This is a genomic window from Sphingobacterium paucimobilis HER1398 (assembly GCF_000416985.1).
GTDB lineage: Bacteria > Bacteroidota > Bacteroidia > Sphingobacteriales > Sphingobacteriaceae > Sphingobacterium > Sphingobacterium paucimobilis.
Genome location: NZ_ATDL01000018.1, coordinates 144,991 through 160,615, shown reverse-complemented (window position 1 = coordinate 160,615; position 15,625 = coordinate 144,991). Strand labels below are relative to the sequence as shown.

Genomic DNA, 15,625 nt, shown 5'->3' with positions numbered 1-15,625 from the left:
AAAAGAATATGGGCTTTTTATGTGGTGTGTTTAATTTGGGTGGCAGCGAGGTCATGCTTATCCTTGTCGTGACTTTATTTCTGTTTGGGGGTAAAAAACTGCCCGAGCTGGCTCGTGGATTGGGACAAGGGATCAGAGAGTTTAAAAGTGCACAGGACGGGGTGAAAGAAGAGATAAAGAAGCAGATGAGCCCTGAAGAAAAGGAGGATTGATCTGCGTGTTTACAAAAGACTCTGTCTAAAAAGCAACAAATCGTCGTCATTGCGAACCTGAGGAACGATGGTGTGGCAATCTAACTTATTTAAAACACAGATTGGTTTACTGCGCATCTGCCTTCGGCGGTCGTCATACTTCCTCGCAAAGACGAGAAAATCAAGCTTTTTAGAAAGACTCTTGGTGTCTTTCATAGGCTAGGTATTATTCCAGTAAACTTAACAGTTGTTCGCGCAGCCGTGTAGCATACGGCGGATAATGGTTTTGGAAAAATAAGACTTCGTTATGATGGAAGTTTTACTAAATTTGACAGAAATCGATTATTAATGCTAAGAATTTACCCTGGGATCGTATTTTTCTGTTCCAGTCACGACAAGTGGGCTGGATTTTACGGTATTGGGTGCAGCTTTCCTTAATGTTTCTTGTGGTCTTTGGCACCATTCAAATTCGCATCAAGTGAACAAAAGATAGCATTGGCTTTAAAACATCGACAAGTGAAGACAATCAACGTAAACAAACAATAAAGATGACAACTTTTAGAATCGAACACGATTTCTTAGGTGAAAAAGAAATCAGTAACGACTGTTATTATGGCGTACAGACGATGCGTGCCAAAGAGAATTTTGACATTACAGGTATATCTATCGGTAGTGAACCCCTTTTTATTAAGGCTTTTGGTCATGTTAAGAAAGCGGCAGCATGGGCTAATAGGGATCTGGGCGTGCTTGATGCAAAAAAGGCGGACGCAATTGCATACGCTTGTGACCGTCTAATCGCTGGTGAATTTACAGACCAATTTGTAAGTGATCTGATCCAAGGAGGTGCAGGGACTTCTACGAATATGAATGCGAATGAGGTTATAGCCAACTTGGGACTGGAATATCTGGGCTATCAAAAAGGGGAATATAAATACCTACACCCGAACAATGACGTCAATTTGTCTCAAAGCACCAATGATGCGTATCCATCCGCTTTTCGAATAGCACTTTATCTTAAATCGGCTTCCTTTATAACAGCCTTGGAAGAACTGCAGAAGGCATTCCATACGAAAGGAAAGGAATTTGAAGGGGTGCTGAAGATGGGACGTACGCAATTACAAGATGCGGTACCGATGACATTGGGGGAGGAGTTTAACGCATTTGCTACTGCGCTGGGTAAGGATGTATTGAATGTGCAATCTGCCGTTCAAATGATGACCGAAGTGAATATGGGGGCTACTGCTATCGGTACAGGGGTCAACGCACCTGAAGGGTATGCAGAACTATGTGTTAAATACCTGGCTTCTATCAGTGGGGTACCCGTAACTTTGGCTGCTGATCTTATCGAGGCCACGTATGACACCAGTGCACTGGTACAGCTGAGTGGAACTTTGAAGCAGAGTGCAATAAAGCTGAGTAAAATCTGTAACGATTTGCGGTTGTTGAGTAGTGGTCCACGCTGCGGTCTCAGCGAAATCAATCTGCCTGCTATGCAGCCCGGATCATCGATTATGCCTGGTAAAGTTAATCCAGTGATACCTGAGTTGATGAATCAGACCTGCTTTTATGTAATGGGGGCTGATGTGACGGTGACTATGGCGGCTGAGGCAGGGCAGTTACAACTTAATGTTATGGAGCCTGTGATGGGAATGGCACTTTTCACTTCTCTACAATACTTGACAAAAGCCTGCGATACGCTTCGAGAAAAATGCGTTGTAGGTATTACGGCCAATGCTGAACATAGTAAAAATATGGTGATGCAAAGCATAGGTATTGTAACTCAGCTGAACCCGATTCTTGGCTATGAAGAATGCTCCTCCATCGCAAAAGAGGCATTGGCGACTGGTAAATCCATATACGAAATCGTGGTGATCGAGCGAAAGCTGATCGACCAGATGAAATGGGACGAGATCTATTCTGTAGAGAACTTGATCCATCCTAAATTTATTGCACAATAATAAAACATAGACTTCCCCGGGTTTGTCCTATTCTCGACTATAGACCCGGGGAATGTTTTAACGAAATATGGCGTTAGACCTAAATAAAGCCCAAGGTTTTGAAGTCTTTCCCTAGGATAGCAGGTACACTGCTGTCTAGCCATTTGTCGAGGATAGTAGCGTATATATTCTTAAAATCTACGGTATGGGTTAGATCTCCATTGCTTAGATTGGATAGATCTGGTAATTCGTTAATGATGCCCTTTTGGCGTAATGCGCCACTTATAAAAAACATATTGTTTGCTGTACCGTGATCTGTTCCAGCACTGCCATTTTGAGCTACACGTCTGCCAAATTCGGAGAATGTCATGATCATGACATCATTGAATCGGTTTGCTTTTTTCAAATCATCCGTAAATACTTTTAGACCTGAATTAAGTTCTTTGAATAGTTCTGTTTGCCTAGAAAGTTGTCTGACGTGCGTGTCAAAGCTGCCTAAAGAAACGTAGTACACACTGGTATTGATATCGCTACGTATCAGCGACGCTATATGTTTTAAGTGATTGCCAAATGCGGTAGCGGGATATTCTGCCGTAGTAGGATTAGTTTTTGATTTTTCTAATATATAATTGGTACTGTTGATCGTTTCTCCCAACATCTTGTATAGATAGTCGGCCATCTCGTGCTCGTGCTGATGTGTCTCTCCAATGTTCTTGTAGAATTGTTCCTGGGCTTTAGTATATACCATGCGCGGATCGCGAAAAGTAATGCCTTGGTGATTGTGGCCCTTTAAAGCCAAACTCAATATATCATCCGTTTCTATAAGTTGGGTGGGGAGATGGCAGTCATCACATTGTTTGTCGAGATAGCGTCCCAGCCATCCTGTCTTCAAATATTCGTCCGACTGACTGGCCGTATGCCAGATGTCCATGCTTCTGAAATGTGAACGATTGGGCTCAGGGTAACCTACATTGTTGATAATGGAAAGGTGTCCTTCATCATATAATTCTCTGAGTACAGGAAGATTGGGGTTAAGGCCTGCATCGTCATTCAAACGTAGCGCTTGCTGTTTGCTGATTGCTATTTCTGGACGACTCTGATAGTAAATATCATTGGTATAAGGAATAATGGTGTTTAAACCATCGTTTCCACCAGTCAATTGTATCACTATCAGTACTCTCTGTCTGCCATTAGGTAAGGTACGGCCAGCCATGGCATTTAGAAACTTAGGAACAAAAAGGCTAGCTGTTGCTAAGGCCGTAGTTTGTAAAAACTCTCTTCTTTTTATTAACATAGCATGATTTTTTAACAGAGTTGATATTCAGGTAAGTTCATGAGGTTGTGGGCGTAGTTATTCTTGTCTCCTCTACTTTTAGTTTGTAAAAGTATTAAGGTTTGCTTGTCGATATTGGGCAGGCTAATGGTGGTCGTAATATCGGTTTCGCTGGTCTGTGATAGCCAAGAATCCCAGGCAGTATTGGCAGTGACCTTACCCCGTTTTTGGAGACGTATTAAGTCGTCGGAATTGCTGAGTCCCATATTCAGATCATCATCGCTTTTTGCTTGTAACTGCACAGTAGCAATACCTGCTATAATTTGGGGCAGTTGCAGCCTTACTATAAGGGTATTGCTGTCTAACCAAGCCTTGCCAGATGGCCAACCAGCAATACTGGGAGGATAAAACAGAGCCTGTCCCAACAAGCGCTGGATTCGGTATTGCAAGGCTTCTTCCATGGCCATTATCGGAGAGAATCGTTGTAGGCCAACTAGAAGTTCGACGGGGGGTTTTATCCTATTGGATCTGTTTTGCGGTTGGTAGAACCAGTCGCTTGTAAAAATAACCTCCAATAGTCGTAGGATATTGTAGTCTTCTCTAAAAGAGATTGCCAATGCCGCCACCTTATCGGTATCTATAGTTTCATTTACAAAGTAACTGTATATTTTGGTAACGATAAAGATAGAGGTCTGTGGTTGTTGTAGGATGATATCGATGACATCATCTCCGTCAAAGTTGCCGCGGCGTCCCAGTATTTCTTTCGTGCCATTGTCATGAACTTTAGCGTTGAATGTAAACTGTCCTGCTTGGTTTACTCCCCATCCTGTAAAAGCTCGGGCCGCCTCTTTGACGTCCTTTTCGGTGTAGTTACCTACCCCCATGGTAAAGAGCTCCATGATTTCGCGGGCAAAGTTTTCATTCGGTGAGCGCTTTCGATTCTGCTGGTTGTTGAGGGATAGCACCATTGCTCCAGACTTGCTTACTTCTCGTAGCAGATCTGCAAAATTTCCTACGCTGTGCTTTCGGATGGTTTGGAAGGCATCTTCTTGTAAAAGGCTGTTGTTTTGACGTATAGCGAAATGATTGTGCCAAAAAAAACTCATTTTTTCACCCAGTTGATTATCGTTGTTGATCATGGACTGTATCCACCGGTTGTTGAGTTCTTTTATATCCTTATTGCTTTGTTGTCTTATTTTTCTGTTCCATTCTTCTTTTTGTTCTTTACTTAGTTCACTTCTGCCCGTGTTGTCATAATTGTCGCGAACGAAAGAAGAGGAGGGGCTAATGACCGGTAGTGTGGCTGAAGCGTTGTCCTTGATTTTTTTCCATAATTGCTGCGTAGTTAGTTCGTCTACATCGCGAATATCAGAAAGATCGGGACCAAATCCACTGCGCCATAATAGGTGAAGGTTTTTGTTTTTTTCCATGACAAGGTCTACTAGTAAGAGTTGGTTACATACTATATAATATGCAGCTTAGACAGTTGTAATGGTAAAAGGTTCAATCGGTTGCGAATTATTTTTTTGAAAAGAGAAATACTGTCGTGAAGAACAAAATGCGAAGACTTAAAGTCCTCGCATTTTGTTTATCTTATTAGCTAGGTAAGCATTGTAATGTGCAAAGGCTGGATATTTGTCTGTTTTGCTTAAGTCAGGGATGATGTTACTGAGTTTACTTGTCAGTTCGAAGTGTTGTGATTCCAGTTGTTCGAAAGCTTTGTCGTCTTTTTGAGCTTTTGATTTGCTCATTTCTTGTACTATCCGTTCGACCTGGTCTAAATATTCGTTTGCTTGGACATTATCTAGTGTTGGACGTGTCTCTTCTTTTATGCTGTCCGTATTATGTGATTTTTGATTGGTGGGATTTAATTGTCCAGTATCGTTTTTTCCTTTGTTTTCAAATAAATGCGTCATCACCAATGAAAATATTACAAATAATGGAAGTATAATCAGTATAGCTGTTGGACGGCGGGCATTGCGCTTAAACTTTGAATAAGAAGCAAATAGAAGTATTGCTCCTAGGATTAGAAGCCCGATTGCTAAGCCTACATTACCCAAAAGATTATAGATAGGGAGTAATATCCTAGGGATACGGTAGGATGCTTGTTCGCTGAAATAGCTGAACCCAAGAGCGATAAACATAGAGCCAATAAACCCCATGGCAAAGGATTGAATTTTTTCAGCGATATTTTTTGCATTGCTTGTTGTCGTCATTTTTATGATTTTTACCTTTTAATATAGATTGCTTGAATTATTTTACGAATCCAAAAGTAATTATAGTGTTGCAATAAATGTGCTGCTATTTATAAACCGCTATGTCTCATTTACAATTCGTCCAGATACAAGGGATTATCATTAATTTTTGTCTTGAAAAATGAGGTTTTAGCCTGACCGATAGAATGTTTTAGTTCAAATAAATAGGTTTATTGCTAAAAACTCACTAAATTACCACTGCATACCATTATAGTAACAACAGATTTGAAAGCAATTCAAGATTTGAGTGGCAGCCCTTATGTATTTAAGGAGGTTGCCAATGTCGGCGCTTATGAGTTTCAGGACGCGAGAAAACTGCTTTGTTTTTCACCCACCAATAATATACTTTATGTAAATCAAAGTATAGAGGGGGGGAATGCAAGTGGATCCGATTGGCATAATGCAATCCCAGAATTGGGGGATGCACTGAAATGGGCGTACGAAAACAAAGATAAAAATATTTGGTCTGATGATAACCCGTTGCAGATCTGGGTGGCCTCTGGAGTATATAAACCTATGTATACTCCTGAATATGGGAAGGAATTTAACGCAGAGCCCGAAGATTTGAGGGATAGGGTCTTTCTCTTAGTGAAAAATGTACAATTGTATGGAGGTTTTCCAACTTCTGGAGACCCCGGCATGAAAGATCGGGTGTTGAAAGAGAAAGGTGGCAGCGCTAGTATTTTGAGCGGAGATTATAATGAGGATGATAATTGTGAAGGGCATGGAAGGTATTTGACGCTTACCAATAGAACTGAAAATGCATTTCATATCATCATGTCTGTGGGGGATATGGGAGAGAAGACGCTATTGGATGGTTTTACCATTATGGGGGGAGGAAGCGAAAATGCAGGTACTTTTATTAGGGTAAGTAGTGAATCATTCTCTAGAGCTTATGGTGGTGGGGTATATAATATGACAACAGGTGGAGTATTGACATTTCAGAATCTGGAAATTGTCAATAATATGGCTTCGTCATCGTCGTCCTATGCTTATGGAGGAGGGGTATATAGCGAGAGTAAGGGGGATGGGGTTATCCGATGGATTAATAATACTATAATGCATAATACGGTCTCATGTCATTCTGGAGCTGCTGCGGCGTTCGGGGGAGGAGTCTACAATAATAATTCCTCGGGAGGCACGATGATATGGACGGACAATGTCATTGAAAACAATATTGCGATATCGACATCATTAGCCTATGGAGGAGGGGTTTATAATGTCAATGAAGGTATGATGATATGGACCGCTAATATTATAGGTTATAATAATGCCAATTCCGTTGCATTGTCTTATGGAGGTGGGATATTCAACCGCAATGCGGGAACAATGGGCTGGCATGATAATGAGATAAATGGAAATACGGCCACTCCTTTTGGGGCATCTTTTAATGGAGGGGGCGTGTACAATAGAAATTCTGAATCGGGGACAATGTTATGGACGATGGATGGAGAGGTTCTTTTTAGGGAGGAAGGGGAGAAATAGAAACAACAATGATCGTTAGAAAAGGCTCGTACACTACGAGCCTTTTTTTATGGTATAGAATATAGACAGACGGAGTAAGTTGGTCGCTATTTCAAATGATTTTCTTTTATACGGTTTTTTTTATCGAAATTGACTGCTATAGAATATGCAACGAGAGATTGTCAAATTAGTAGGTGTAAATAAAATCTATAATACAGGAGAAAGTAGTATTACAGCTTTGGCAACAACAGATATCAGTTTCGAAGCTGGGAAGCTGACATTGATTATGGGGCCTTCTGGGAGTGGTAAGACTACACTTTTGTCTATATTGGGGTGTATTATATATCCAACACAGGGAAGTGTATATTATCAGGGGCGTGATGTGACCAAGTTGAAAGAAAAGGAGTTGGCGAAGTTGCGTTTGCACGATGTGGGATTCATATTTCAGCAGTTTAATTTAATAGAACCTCTTAACGCATTAGAAAATGTAATGCACCCTCTGGTCCTGCAGGGAGACTCTCTTTCGAAGGCCCGAAATAAAGCGAAAGTTGCGCTCGAAAAAGTCGGTCTGAAAGATCGCTTAATGAGTCTTCCTCGAAAATTGAGTGGTGGACAGAAGCAGCGGGTAGCAGTGGCACGTGCATTGGTCGGAAATCCTTCGATGATACTTTGTGATGAACCTACGGCGTCACTGGATGCTTATACTGCGGAAATTATTATGAATGAGTTGAAAGAACTGGCTAGGGCAGGGAAGGCTGTAATTGTTGTGACACATGATCTGCGATTACGTAAATTCGCAGACAATACCGTCTATGTTGAAGAGGGCGTTGTATCTAAGGAATTGAAAAATGAACAATATTATAAATAAACCCCTGTTTTTCGTTGGGCTTGTTGCGCTATTAAGCTATGGCTGTTCCTCTTCAGAGAATAAAGAGAGCGTGTCTGCTAGAAGTGGTGGAGAAATACTGAAAGAAGTCAAGGATATTCAAGCGATAGGTAAGGTGACCCCTTCGGTGCCAGATGCAATGATATCAAGTACTGCTTCGGGACAAATAGAGGAAGTATTTGTTAACGAAGGAGATTTTGTACGTAAAGGAGATGTTCTGCTTCAATTGGATGTGGCCCAAGCGAGCTTAGACGTAGAACAAGCGGCGTTGGAATTGGAAAGATTGAGGCTGGGCATGCGCGCTACAGAAGAGGATATCACTAAAGCTGTTCTCGTGTTAGAAGAACGAACGCGTAAATATGAAGTATCCAAACGTTTGGTAGATCGAGATGCCGAGACTAAGGAAGTGCTTGCTGCGGATTACTCCAATTTGGTTCAGCAAAGGGCCACTTTAAAAGCTTTACAACAGCAATTAGAAGCACAGCGTGTAGGATTGGATGAACAACGGGTTAATGTGAAAAGGTCTGGTAAGCAGCGTGCAGAGTTACGTATTACCGCCACCAGTGACGGTGTGATAGACAATTTTGATGCCCATTTGGGGCAATCTGTCGGTTTACATGAAAAGTTGGGACATATTGTGACCGTCAGTAATCCTATAATAGAAGCTGAGGTGGATGAACTTTTTGCCAATAGCGTACACGTGGGACAGGAAGTCTCCGTCTATACGATGGTCGATCAAGCAGCTGCTGTAAAAGGAGAATTAATTTATGTAAGCCCAATGCTTTCCAATAAATCGATTTTTTATGAGACCGCCAATGAGGCACAAGACCGTCGCGTCCGTCGTGTCAAGATTCGAGTAGCAGGAGAAAGTGGCTTGGTGATTAACACAAAAGTAAACTGCGTGATAAAAGTAAAGTAATGCTAAAGGTCGCTTTTAAATTTATTAAATATGACAAGGCAAAAAGTGTCGGCATAATCACTGCTGTGGTTATTAGTATTTTTTTAATAGGGCAACAGCTTGGCTTGTTGTTTTTTTTAATGGGCTTGATGGGAAACCTTATTGGAAATGCTCCAGTCGGGGATAATGAGCTGTGGGTTATCGAAGGACAAAGTAAGAATATTAATGCGGTAAATCGATTAGACCAGCGACTTGTACAACAAATAGGAAGTTTGGACGGTGTAGATGTTGCCTACCCCGTCGTGCTATCGTCGGCTCAGGCGACTTTCTTGGATGGTAAGACTGCTGGTGTTACATTGGTGGGAGCAGAGGCGCCTTATTTTGTGATGGGACCGGATAGCCAGAAGATAGCTGAAGGTTCTATACATTCTTTGATTAATCCTAATGTCGTATCCGCGGAAATCTATAGTGAAAAAAGTTGGAATACCCAGCTTTCGATTGACAAGCCCATAGAGATCAATGGTAAGGCTGCTAAGATAGGTGTGTTGACAAAGGGGGCACAAGCTTTCGGTGCGAGCTTAATGTATACTACATTGGAAAATGCACGTTCATTCGCTAACCTCTCGCCTTCGGATATCCATCTTATTATTGTCAAGTTGAATTCCAATGCGGATAAAGTTGATATGCAGACAGCTATACATCGGTTATTTCCGAACTTACAAGCTTGGGATGCTCAGCAACTGAAAAAATCTACTGTAAAAGAGATTTTGATAACTTCGAATATGGGGATGAGTTTTGGAACGTTGGTGCTGTTTGCTATGATTAGTGGTTTTTTTATTATTGGGCTTACGTTGTATTCCTCAGCTTTGGATCGTATTAGGGATTACGGTACGCTTAAAGCAATCGGTGCAAGTAATGGTTATGTAAATAAATTGATTGTTTTACAAGCTTTTTTATATGCTGTGATAGGTTATGTATTGGCCTTATTACTTTTGATCGGATTTAAGTTTGGCGTTCGTAATTCTGGACTTATTATTGATCTTTCCGCAGGATTTTCATTGTTTTTATTCGTTATTACAGTATTGATTTCTGTGGGAGGCTCATTGTTTGCCGTTCGTAAGATTAGTGGTTTGGAACCAGCTTCTGTTTTTTGATATGCGTGTCTTTTATTACATAGTATTGATTTTGATTCCTTGCTTTGTGCAGGGACAGTCGGTGAGTATTGAGGAACTTTGGAAGCAAGAAGAGCAAGCTATTGCACATCTTCAACACAGTCTGGAAATTCGGCTTAAGAAGGAGCAACTTCGAGAGTTAAAGGTAAATCGTATACCGGTATTCTATTTCGATGCTAATCTGCAGCGTAACCTCATAGTGCCCACGACTCCAGTGCCAGCGATAGCCTTTGATCCGAATGCAACAGATGGTGCTATTATTCCACTGAAGTTTGCGACGAAGTGGTCTTCGAAAGCTGGAGTACAAGTAGAGTGGGATGTGTTTGATCCTCGTCAGAGTTTGGAGGAAGAGCGGCAATCATTAAACATAAGAAAGGCGGAGTTGGAACGGGAACAACAACAGGTAGATTGGAGGCGTGGTGCTACATTGGCTTACGCAGCCGTCGTATTGGCAACCGAACAATATGCATTAGCTCAAGCCGACTCTGTCACCTATTGGGAGATCCTAGAGGTAGCGAAGGCGCGCTATGAGGAAGGTCGGGACAATTCTTTTAGTTATTTGATAGCTCAGCAAGAGTTCGAAAGAAAACGTATAAAACTACACGAAGCTTGGGCAGTGCTTTGTGATGCCGATCTAGAGATGGAGAAGTATATGGATTTGGATAGCATTAAGACTCTAAGTTCAAGTGTTTCTGATATCCTTTCTTTTATTGATCCGTATCAAACAGACAATCTTAATCTGATTTCATTAGGATTAGAAATGAAAAACCAAGAACTGGAAAAAAGAATGGTAAAAAGGAGCTTGTATCCCTCCTTCAAAGCCAATGCTTACTTGGGAGAGCAATATTATAGCAATCAATTTCGGTTGGATAGAGGCAAGGAGTGGTATGGCAGCAGTTATGTCAGCTTAAGTCTTAGACTGCCCTTGTCCGCTTTTTTTACCATAGAACCGACTCTAAAGAGGGTGGTCGCAGCGTATGATATCAGCATGCTGAAACTCCGAGAAGAAACCAATAATGACCGTGTACGTATGCAGCAAAGGGAATTAAAGATCAGTACAGCGAGGTCAAAATTGGCTAGCCTCAAGGTTATTGTCGGTCTAACAGAAAAAGCACGGGAACAACAGCATCTGATTTATAAAGAAGGACGACTGTTGCTCTCTGATTTAAACCAATCGATCAGCCAAGTTAATGAAGCAAAAAGAGACGAATGGCAAGCCTCCTATGATTTGATTCGGATTATACTGGACTAGTAGATACCTAGAATTGATACGCTATACCAATCGAAGAATTCTGCCATATATTATTTAGGAACTGAAATTCTTTAGCATTGCCGTCATTGTTACTTGTTTTTACATACTCTGCTAATCCATTTAATCTGAATTCAGCCCCCAATCCCTTATAAAAAGTGTAGCGAACTCCAGCGTGAAGACCTGAGGAGAAGCTATCATACTTGGTTTCCACTTGAGTAGGTATTGCGTCATTAAGGTGTTGCGGAAGATATAGGGTCGTTTTAGACCAGCCCTTTGCTCCACTCCATTCTAAAAAGGCAGCAAGTCTGCCATTGTCGTAGAGGTAAGACTGTATAAAAACACCCACATCCTGTTGGTTTGTCTTTTGGGATCGTTTTAGTTCATTGTAATCGATGTTGTGTGTTGTGGAGTTGGTTATACCTGATTCCAGGGGTGTCCTGTTGGGTGATGTATAGTTTTCATCATACTTGTGTCTGCTGTATTGATACATTACGCCCAAAGCCCATACTTTGTTGATTCTATAAGACAGCCGTGGGGTACCGACAATAGCTTTACTACTGATATTAGCCTCATCAGATCTATCTCCATCTTTGTTCATTCCGAAGTGTGTCGACAGTGTTAGTCTTTTTTGTTGAGATTGACTCTTTTCCGAGATTAATAATAGTGCAAATAATAATAGTAAGTAATGATTTTTCATATTCGTTATAAGGTGAAGAGGACAGAGAGGTGAGTGTGTTTTAATGGTGAGTCGAATAGGCGGTAACTGGTATTGTTTTTTTCTTCAAACAGCTTTTGCGAATCCGAAAAGTCAGCATGTATATTTGCTATCGATCGAAGTGATAATTGTACAGCGAGGTACGACGTAACGTTATAGGAGCCTCCGATCTTTAGGTCGGTATCGATCGCTTTTCTATCTGATCTGCCCTCTAATCTTTCGACTGCAGCAATCTCGGAGAAGTTTTCTCCATATCGCGTTTCTGAACTAAACGAAGTTTTGCTTCTATGAAATTGTATACTCGGACTGACTTCGGCAAAAGCATTCCAACGGCTGGTGCTAGGAGGCCAGATATAAAAACGATAGAATATACCGTAGGCGTTGGTTCTTTCAGTAGATTCGCTCGCGGACGAAGTGTGATACTGATGATAGGTCGAGGTAGCGGCTTTTTTTTCTATGTCCGTTAAAAACTGATAACTTATACCCAGATAGGATCGTGAAAATAAACGATACCCAGTTTGTAGGTTGAGCCTGGGATTTTTGATTTCATTTTTCCCTAAAGGGGAGGACGATTCTAACGTCGTTTTGTTGAATGCTCCACCCAGTTCAAATATAAATTTTCGCTCTTGGGCGTACATCATAAGCGAGCCCATAAGAAGGCATAGCAATGCAAATACTTTTTTCATAAATTGGATTAATAACTGTCTCGAAGATAGTTATTTTCAACTTATTTAGAAAAAACTATTTCTGTATTAATATAAGGATATCTCTATCTATGGAATCGATCTGATAGGTTACCGGAACACCGACTAAAGCTTTGTCAAAGTGCAACGTGTTTCCCAATACTGAAAACTTGCCATTACTGTCGCTTTCCTCATTGGGGATCTGGTACGACTCGCGATAGGTTCTGTCGTATTCTTTTCGATGACGCCACGGATTAAGGTACGTTTTTATTTTCTTACCTTCATAAGACCCATCCCGAGATAGATTGATCGTGCAGGAGGTTGCCAGGTCGTATGATTCGACGCTCCAGCTGCTATCGATAGGAGATTTGTTTTTGTACTTATAAACCAATCCCCAATTGTAATGGTCTTGAAAATCTGATTCTCTGTTGATTATATTGGTTGATCTATAGTTTTTATTCGTGCCATAGAGGGTGTCTAGATTCTTGCTGGCAGAAAATATCCAACGGTCATAGATATAGTCTTGGAGTATTATTTCTTGGTCGATACGTCTGATATAAATCGTGTCGAGCGCATCAGTCGCTCCTTTTTGACGTCCACCCCCATGTCTTTGGAAAAAATCAAAATGATAGGGAAGATAACCTTCTTTGTTGATGTCTAGCGTGAAGAAGACGGGGGGCGCTTCTAGGGTCAACATTTCGGTCAGCAGAAAGCGATTTGTACGACGCTCCTCCAAATAGAACTTTCCCTGAGCGTCGGTCTTGGTTTCACCTACACTACAATCGACTATAGGCGAGTTGTCATAGTCGTATATATAACCTGTTATAGCAGGGCGAGACAGTCTCGATATGCAAGAGACAAAAAACGAACAACTAATTATAAAAAGGACGAGTAATATATTTTTATTGATCAAAACTCTAACATGCTTGGTTTAGCAGCTAATGACAAATATTATGCCGTTTGATCGGGGGAGATAGCTGTTGTACAATAAAGCATTCCTGTGTAGTAAGGTATGCTTTATTGTGAAGTCTAGCACTATGCCTGTTCCGTATTCTGGTTAGTTGGATTTGTAGCTTGATAGAACTTAACCAATCTTAGATGGCCAGGACATTTAGTGATATCTTTTTTTTTCCATAATTCACATTCGAGAAACTGAATCTCTAGAAATTTTTGAACATCAACTACTACCTGGTCGCTACTGATCTTTACGCGCTCTGGATATTCCTTATTTAATAACGCTTCTTTTAACTCATCTATACTCATGCCCAAAGATATTGTTTCCTTTTTGAATTGAAAAAAGGAAGCACATGTAAAGTATCTTGTTTGTAAGAAAAAAGCGATCTAGATAATATAAAGTTAATGTTGAGGTGAAATAAATGTTACCTTAGTGCGTCAGCTAGAAACAGTGTTAAGTCTTGCTGTTGACGTCAATCATAACATTAACTACAGGGTGAATTTAAAAAAACAGAGCTGACTTTACGGATTATTTCTCGCCAAGTTTTACTATGGGGAAATACAAACAAGCAGGGGCAGAAGTGTTATTGCCTTTGGCTATACAGGTGCATCATGCGGTATGTGACGGGATTCATGTCGCAAAATTTATTCAATCCCTTCAGGAGTACTGTGACAGTATACACCGTATTTAAAGGATCTCAGGAAGCTGGTTGTAATCAGGAGTGCACTTCAAACGGAGTGCACTTTTTTATTGCAATACATTGTTTTGGATGGCTCATGGAGAAATCCCTGCTGAGAAAATGTAAAATAATAATAGTTAAAAATAAATTTAAAAAAGTGAAAACAATTTCATTAGATAGATGTTCTGTTATTGTAGTTAGTCTATCTAAAAGAGATTGCTATGAAGAACTGTTAAACTGAGATTTAATTTAATTTTTTATGAGGATGCTTTATGGCCGGTGCGTATTTGCGGTAGTATGCATGACGTCAACAAAGTAGAGGAATACACTGCCAGAATAGGTATGCTATTCTAAAACTCAACTTGGGGAGGTATAGAAGTCGCTTTCGAACAGATAGCGGCTTCTGTCATTATAGCGTTTACAGTTTTGAGTATTGTTGTATCCCCGGTTTGGAAATCATCTTTTTATTTTGGGTTTGCTCTGCATGATCTCTCGATAGGAGGCCGTAAATGCTGAAAGGCTTTTGTATCCGACCATCAAAGCTATTTGGCTAAGGGTATATTGTTTGGTGTCAATAAGTTCAACGCTTTTTAGTATGCGGATCAATTGGGTGTACTTTTGGATAGTAATACCAGTCTCTTGTTTAAAGATTCGTTGCAAGCTACGGATTGACATCGTTGCTAGATCTGCTAGTATTGTTATATCGTAATTGTACTTGTAATTTATATTAATATACGCACATACAGGGGCTAACCTGCTATCGCTAGGAACAGGGATTTGTAAAAAGTCGTTTTCTTGGCAGAAATGAGGGAGACTGTGTAGTAATGCATTTAAGAAAGACGTATGTTCTTGGTCTTGAAGTAGGAGTTGATTCCATTTTCTAGCATAGTGAAGCATTTCTTTGAGTACAGCCGGTGCTGGAAATACATGTACATCTTCGTAGAATGAATCCTTAGGTACCGTTTTGAACAGTATTAGCATTAAGTTCACAGTTTGGGCATCAGATGTGGTACGATGCTCTTTTTCAGAAGGGATCCAAATAACGTGATTTTGCGGAACTAAATATACATTCTTGCCAATATGGAAATACTGATAACCATCCTCCACATAGGTGAGTTGGTACCTTAGGTGGCTATGCTTATATTTGTCATGCTCCCAATTACCTTCGTACCAGACATAAGCGTCAATGGGTATAGCATCGACCCCGAGTGCTTTCCAGTTCTTTGTCAAATCGTAATCAATCTTGTCGTTTTAGATATACTTTT

Annotated in this window: 15 protein-coding genes and 1 pseudogene; 8 read left to right on the top strand and 8 right to left on the bottom strand. The window is 40.7% G+C overall.

Translation table 11 applies throughout. From position 1 onward, the window contains the following. Positions 1-8 precede the first annotated feature (8 nt). Together M472_RS39960 and aspA are read left to right on the top strand one after the other, a co-directional pair. Complete coding sequence (locus M472_RS39960) at positions 9-212, top strand: Sec-independent protein translocase subunit TatA/TatB (RefSeq protein ID WP_021071630.1); 204 nt, start codon at positions 9-11, stop codon at positions 210-212. Between the two features lie 527 nt (positions 213-739). Next, positions 740-2,149: an aspartate ammonia-lyase gene (gene aspA, locus M472_RS39955; protein WP_022829429.1), complete on the top strand. Its 1,410-nt coding sequence runs from the start codon at positions 740-742 to the stop codon at positions 2,147-2,149. Positions 2,150-2,228: 79 nt separating this feature from the next. On the opposite strand, the gene M472_RS39950 is transcribed toward aspA, so the two are convergent. The 3 genes from M472_RS39950 to M472_RS39940 all read right to left on the bottom strand — a co-directional run bounded on the left by M472_RS39950 (position 2,229) and on the right by M472_RS39940 (position 5,617). Beyond that, positions 2,229-3,422 carry a DUF1501 domain-containing protein gene (locus M472_RS39950; protein ID WP_022829428.1) on the bottom strand — a complete coding sequence of 398 codons (1,194 nt, stop codon included), beginning with the start codon at positions 3,420-3,422 and terminating at the stop codon, positions 2,229-2,231. Positions 3,423-3,433: 11 nt separating this feature from the next. Further along, the gene (locus M472_RS39945) at positions 3,434-4,831 is read right to left on the bottom strand and encodes a DUF1800 domain-containing protein (protein ID WP_021071627.1); all 1,398 of its coding nucleotides are present in this window, start codon (positions 4,829-4,831) and stop codon (positions 3,434-3,436) included. Positions 4,832-4,969: 138 nt separating this feature from the next. Further along, positions 4,970-5,617: a hypothetical protein gene (locus tag M472_RS39940; RefSeq protein ID WP_021071626.1), complete on the bottom strand. Its 648-nt coding sequence runs from the start codon at positions 5,615-5,617 to the stop codon at positions 4,970-4,972. Positions 5,618-5,881: 264 nt separating this feature from the next. Here M472_RS39940 and M472_RS39935 point away from each other — a divergent pair, with 264 nt between their 5' ends. The 5 genes from M472_RS39935 (at position 5,882) to M472_RS39915 (ending at position 11,328) form a co-directional block, all read left to right on the top strand. After that, positions 5,882-7,141 (top strand): hypothetical protein, encoded by a 1,260-nt coding sequence (locus M472_RS39935; protein WP_021071625.1) that lies wholly within the window; start codon positions 5,882-5,884, stop codon positions 7,139-7,141. A gap of 145 nt (positions 7,142-7,286) precedes the next feature. Further along, entirely contained in the window at positions 7,287-7,988 is a 702-nt protein-coding gene (locus M472_RS39930; protein ID WP_021071624.1) for an ABC transporter ATP-binding protein, read from the top strand. Next, positions 7,969-8,925 (top strand): HlyD family secretion protein, encoded by a 957-nt coding sequence (locus tag M472_RS39925; protein WP_021071623.1) that lies wholly within the window; start codon positions 7,969-7,971, stop codon positions 8,923-8,925. The genes M472_RS39930 and M472_RS39925 overlap by 20 nt, the downstream gene beginning before the upstream one ends. Further along, on the top strand, positions 8,925-10,058 hold the full coding sequence (locus M472_RS39920; RefSeq protein WP_021071622.1) for an ABC transporter permease: 1,134 nt from the start codon (positions 8,925-8,927) through the stop codon (positions 10,056-10,058). The genes M472_RS39925 and M472_RS39920 overlap by 1 nt, the downstream gene beginning before the upstream one ends. Before the next feature lie 31 nt (positions 10,059-10,089). Continuing rightward, complete coding sequence (locus M472_RS39915) at positions 10,090-11,328, top strand: TolC family protein (protein WP_158499930.1); 1,239 nt, start codon at positions 10,090-10,092, stop codon at positions 11,326-11,328. A 7-nt stretch (positions 11,329-11,335) separates the two neighbouring features. On the opposite strand, the gene M472_RS39910 is transcribed toward M472_RS39915, so the two are convergent. The 4 genes from M472_RS39910 to M472_RS39900 all read right to left on the bottom strand — a co-directional run bounded on the left by M472_RS39910 (position 11,336) and on the right by M472_RS39900 (position 13,989). Then, positions 11,336-12,025, bottom strand: a complete 690-nt coding sequence (locus tag M472_RS39910) for an outer membrane beta-barrel protein (protein ID WP_021071620.1) — start codon at positions 12,023-12,025, stop codon at positions 11,336-11,338. Between the two features lie 5 nt (positions 12,026-12,030). Beyond that, positions 12,031-12,729, bottom strand: a complete 699-nt coding sequence (locus M472_RS39905) for a porin family protein (RefSeq protein WP_144062765.1) — start codon at positions 12,727-12,729, stop codon at positions 12,031-12,033. Positions 12,730-12,784: 55 nt separating this feature from the next. Next, positions 12,785-13,639, bottom strand: coding sequence for a hypothetical protein (locus M472_RS44660; protein WP_021071618.1), 855 nt, complete (start codon positions 13,637-13,639; stop codon positions 12,785-12,787). 122 nt (positions 13,640-13,761) lie between these two features. Beyond that, on the bottom strand, positions 13,762-13,989 hold the full coding sequence (locus M472_RS39900; RefSeq protein WP_021071617.1) for a DUF6965 family protein: 228 nt from the start codon (positions 13,987-13,989) through the stop codon (positions 13,762-13,764). Between the two features lie 200 nt (positions 13,990-14,189). Between M472_RS39900 and M472_RS45025 the strand changes: the two are divergent. Next, positions 14,190-14,372: pseudogene (locus M472_RS45025) on the top strand (CatA-like O-acetyltransferase); the annotation flags it as partial. Between the two features lie 444 nt (positions 14,373-14,816). On the opposite strand, the gene M472_RS39895 reads toward M472_RS45025, so the two are convergent. Next, positions 14,817-15,590 (bottom strand): helix-turn-helix transcriptional regulator, encoded by a 774-nt coding sequence (locus tag M472_RS39895; RefSeq protein WP_021071616.1) that lies wholly within the window; start codon positions 15,588-15,590, stop codon positions 14,817-14,819. Positions 15,591-15,625: the final 35 nt, after the last annotated feature.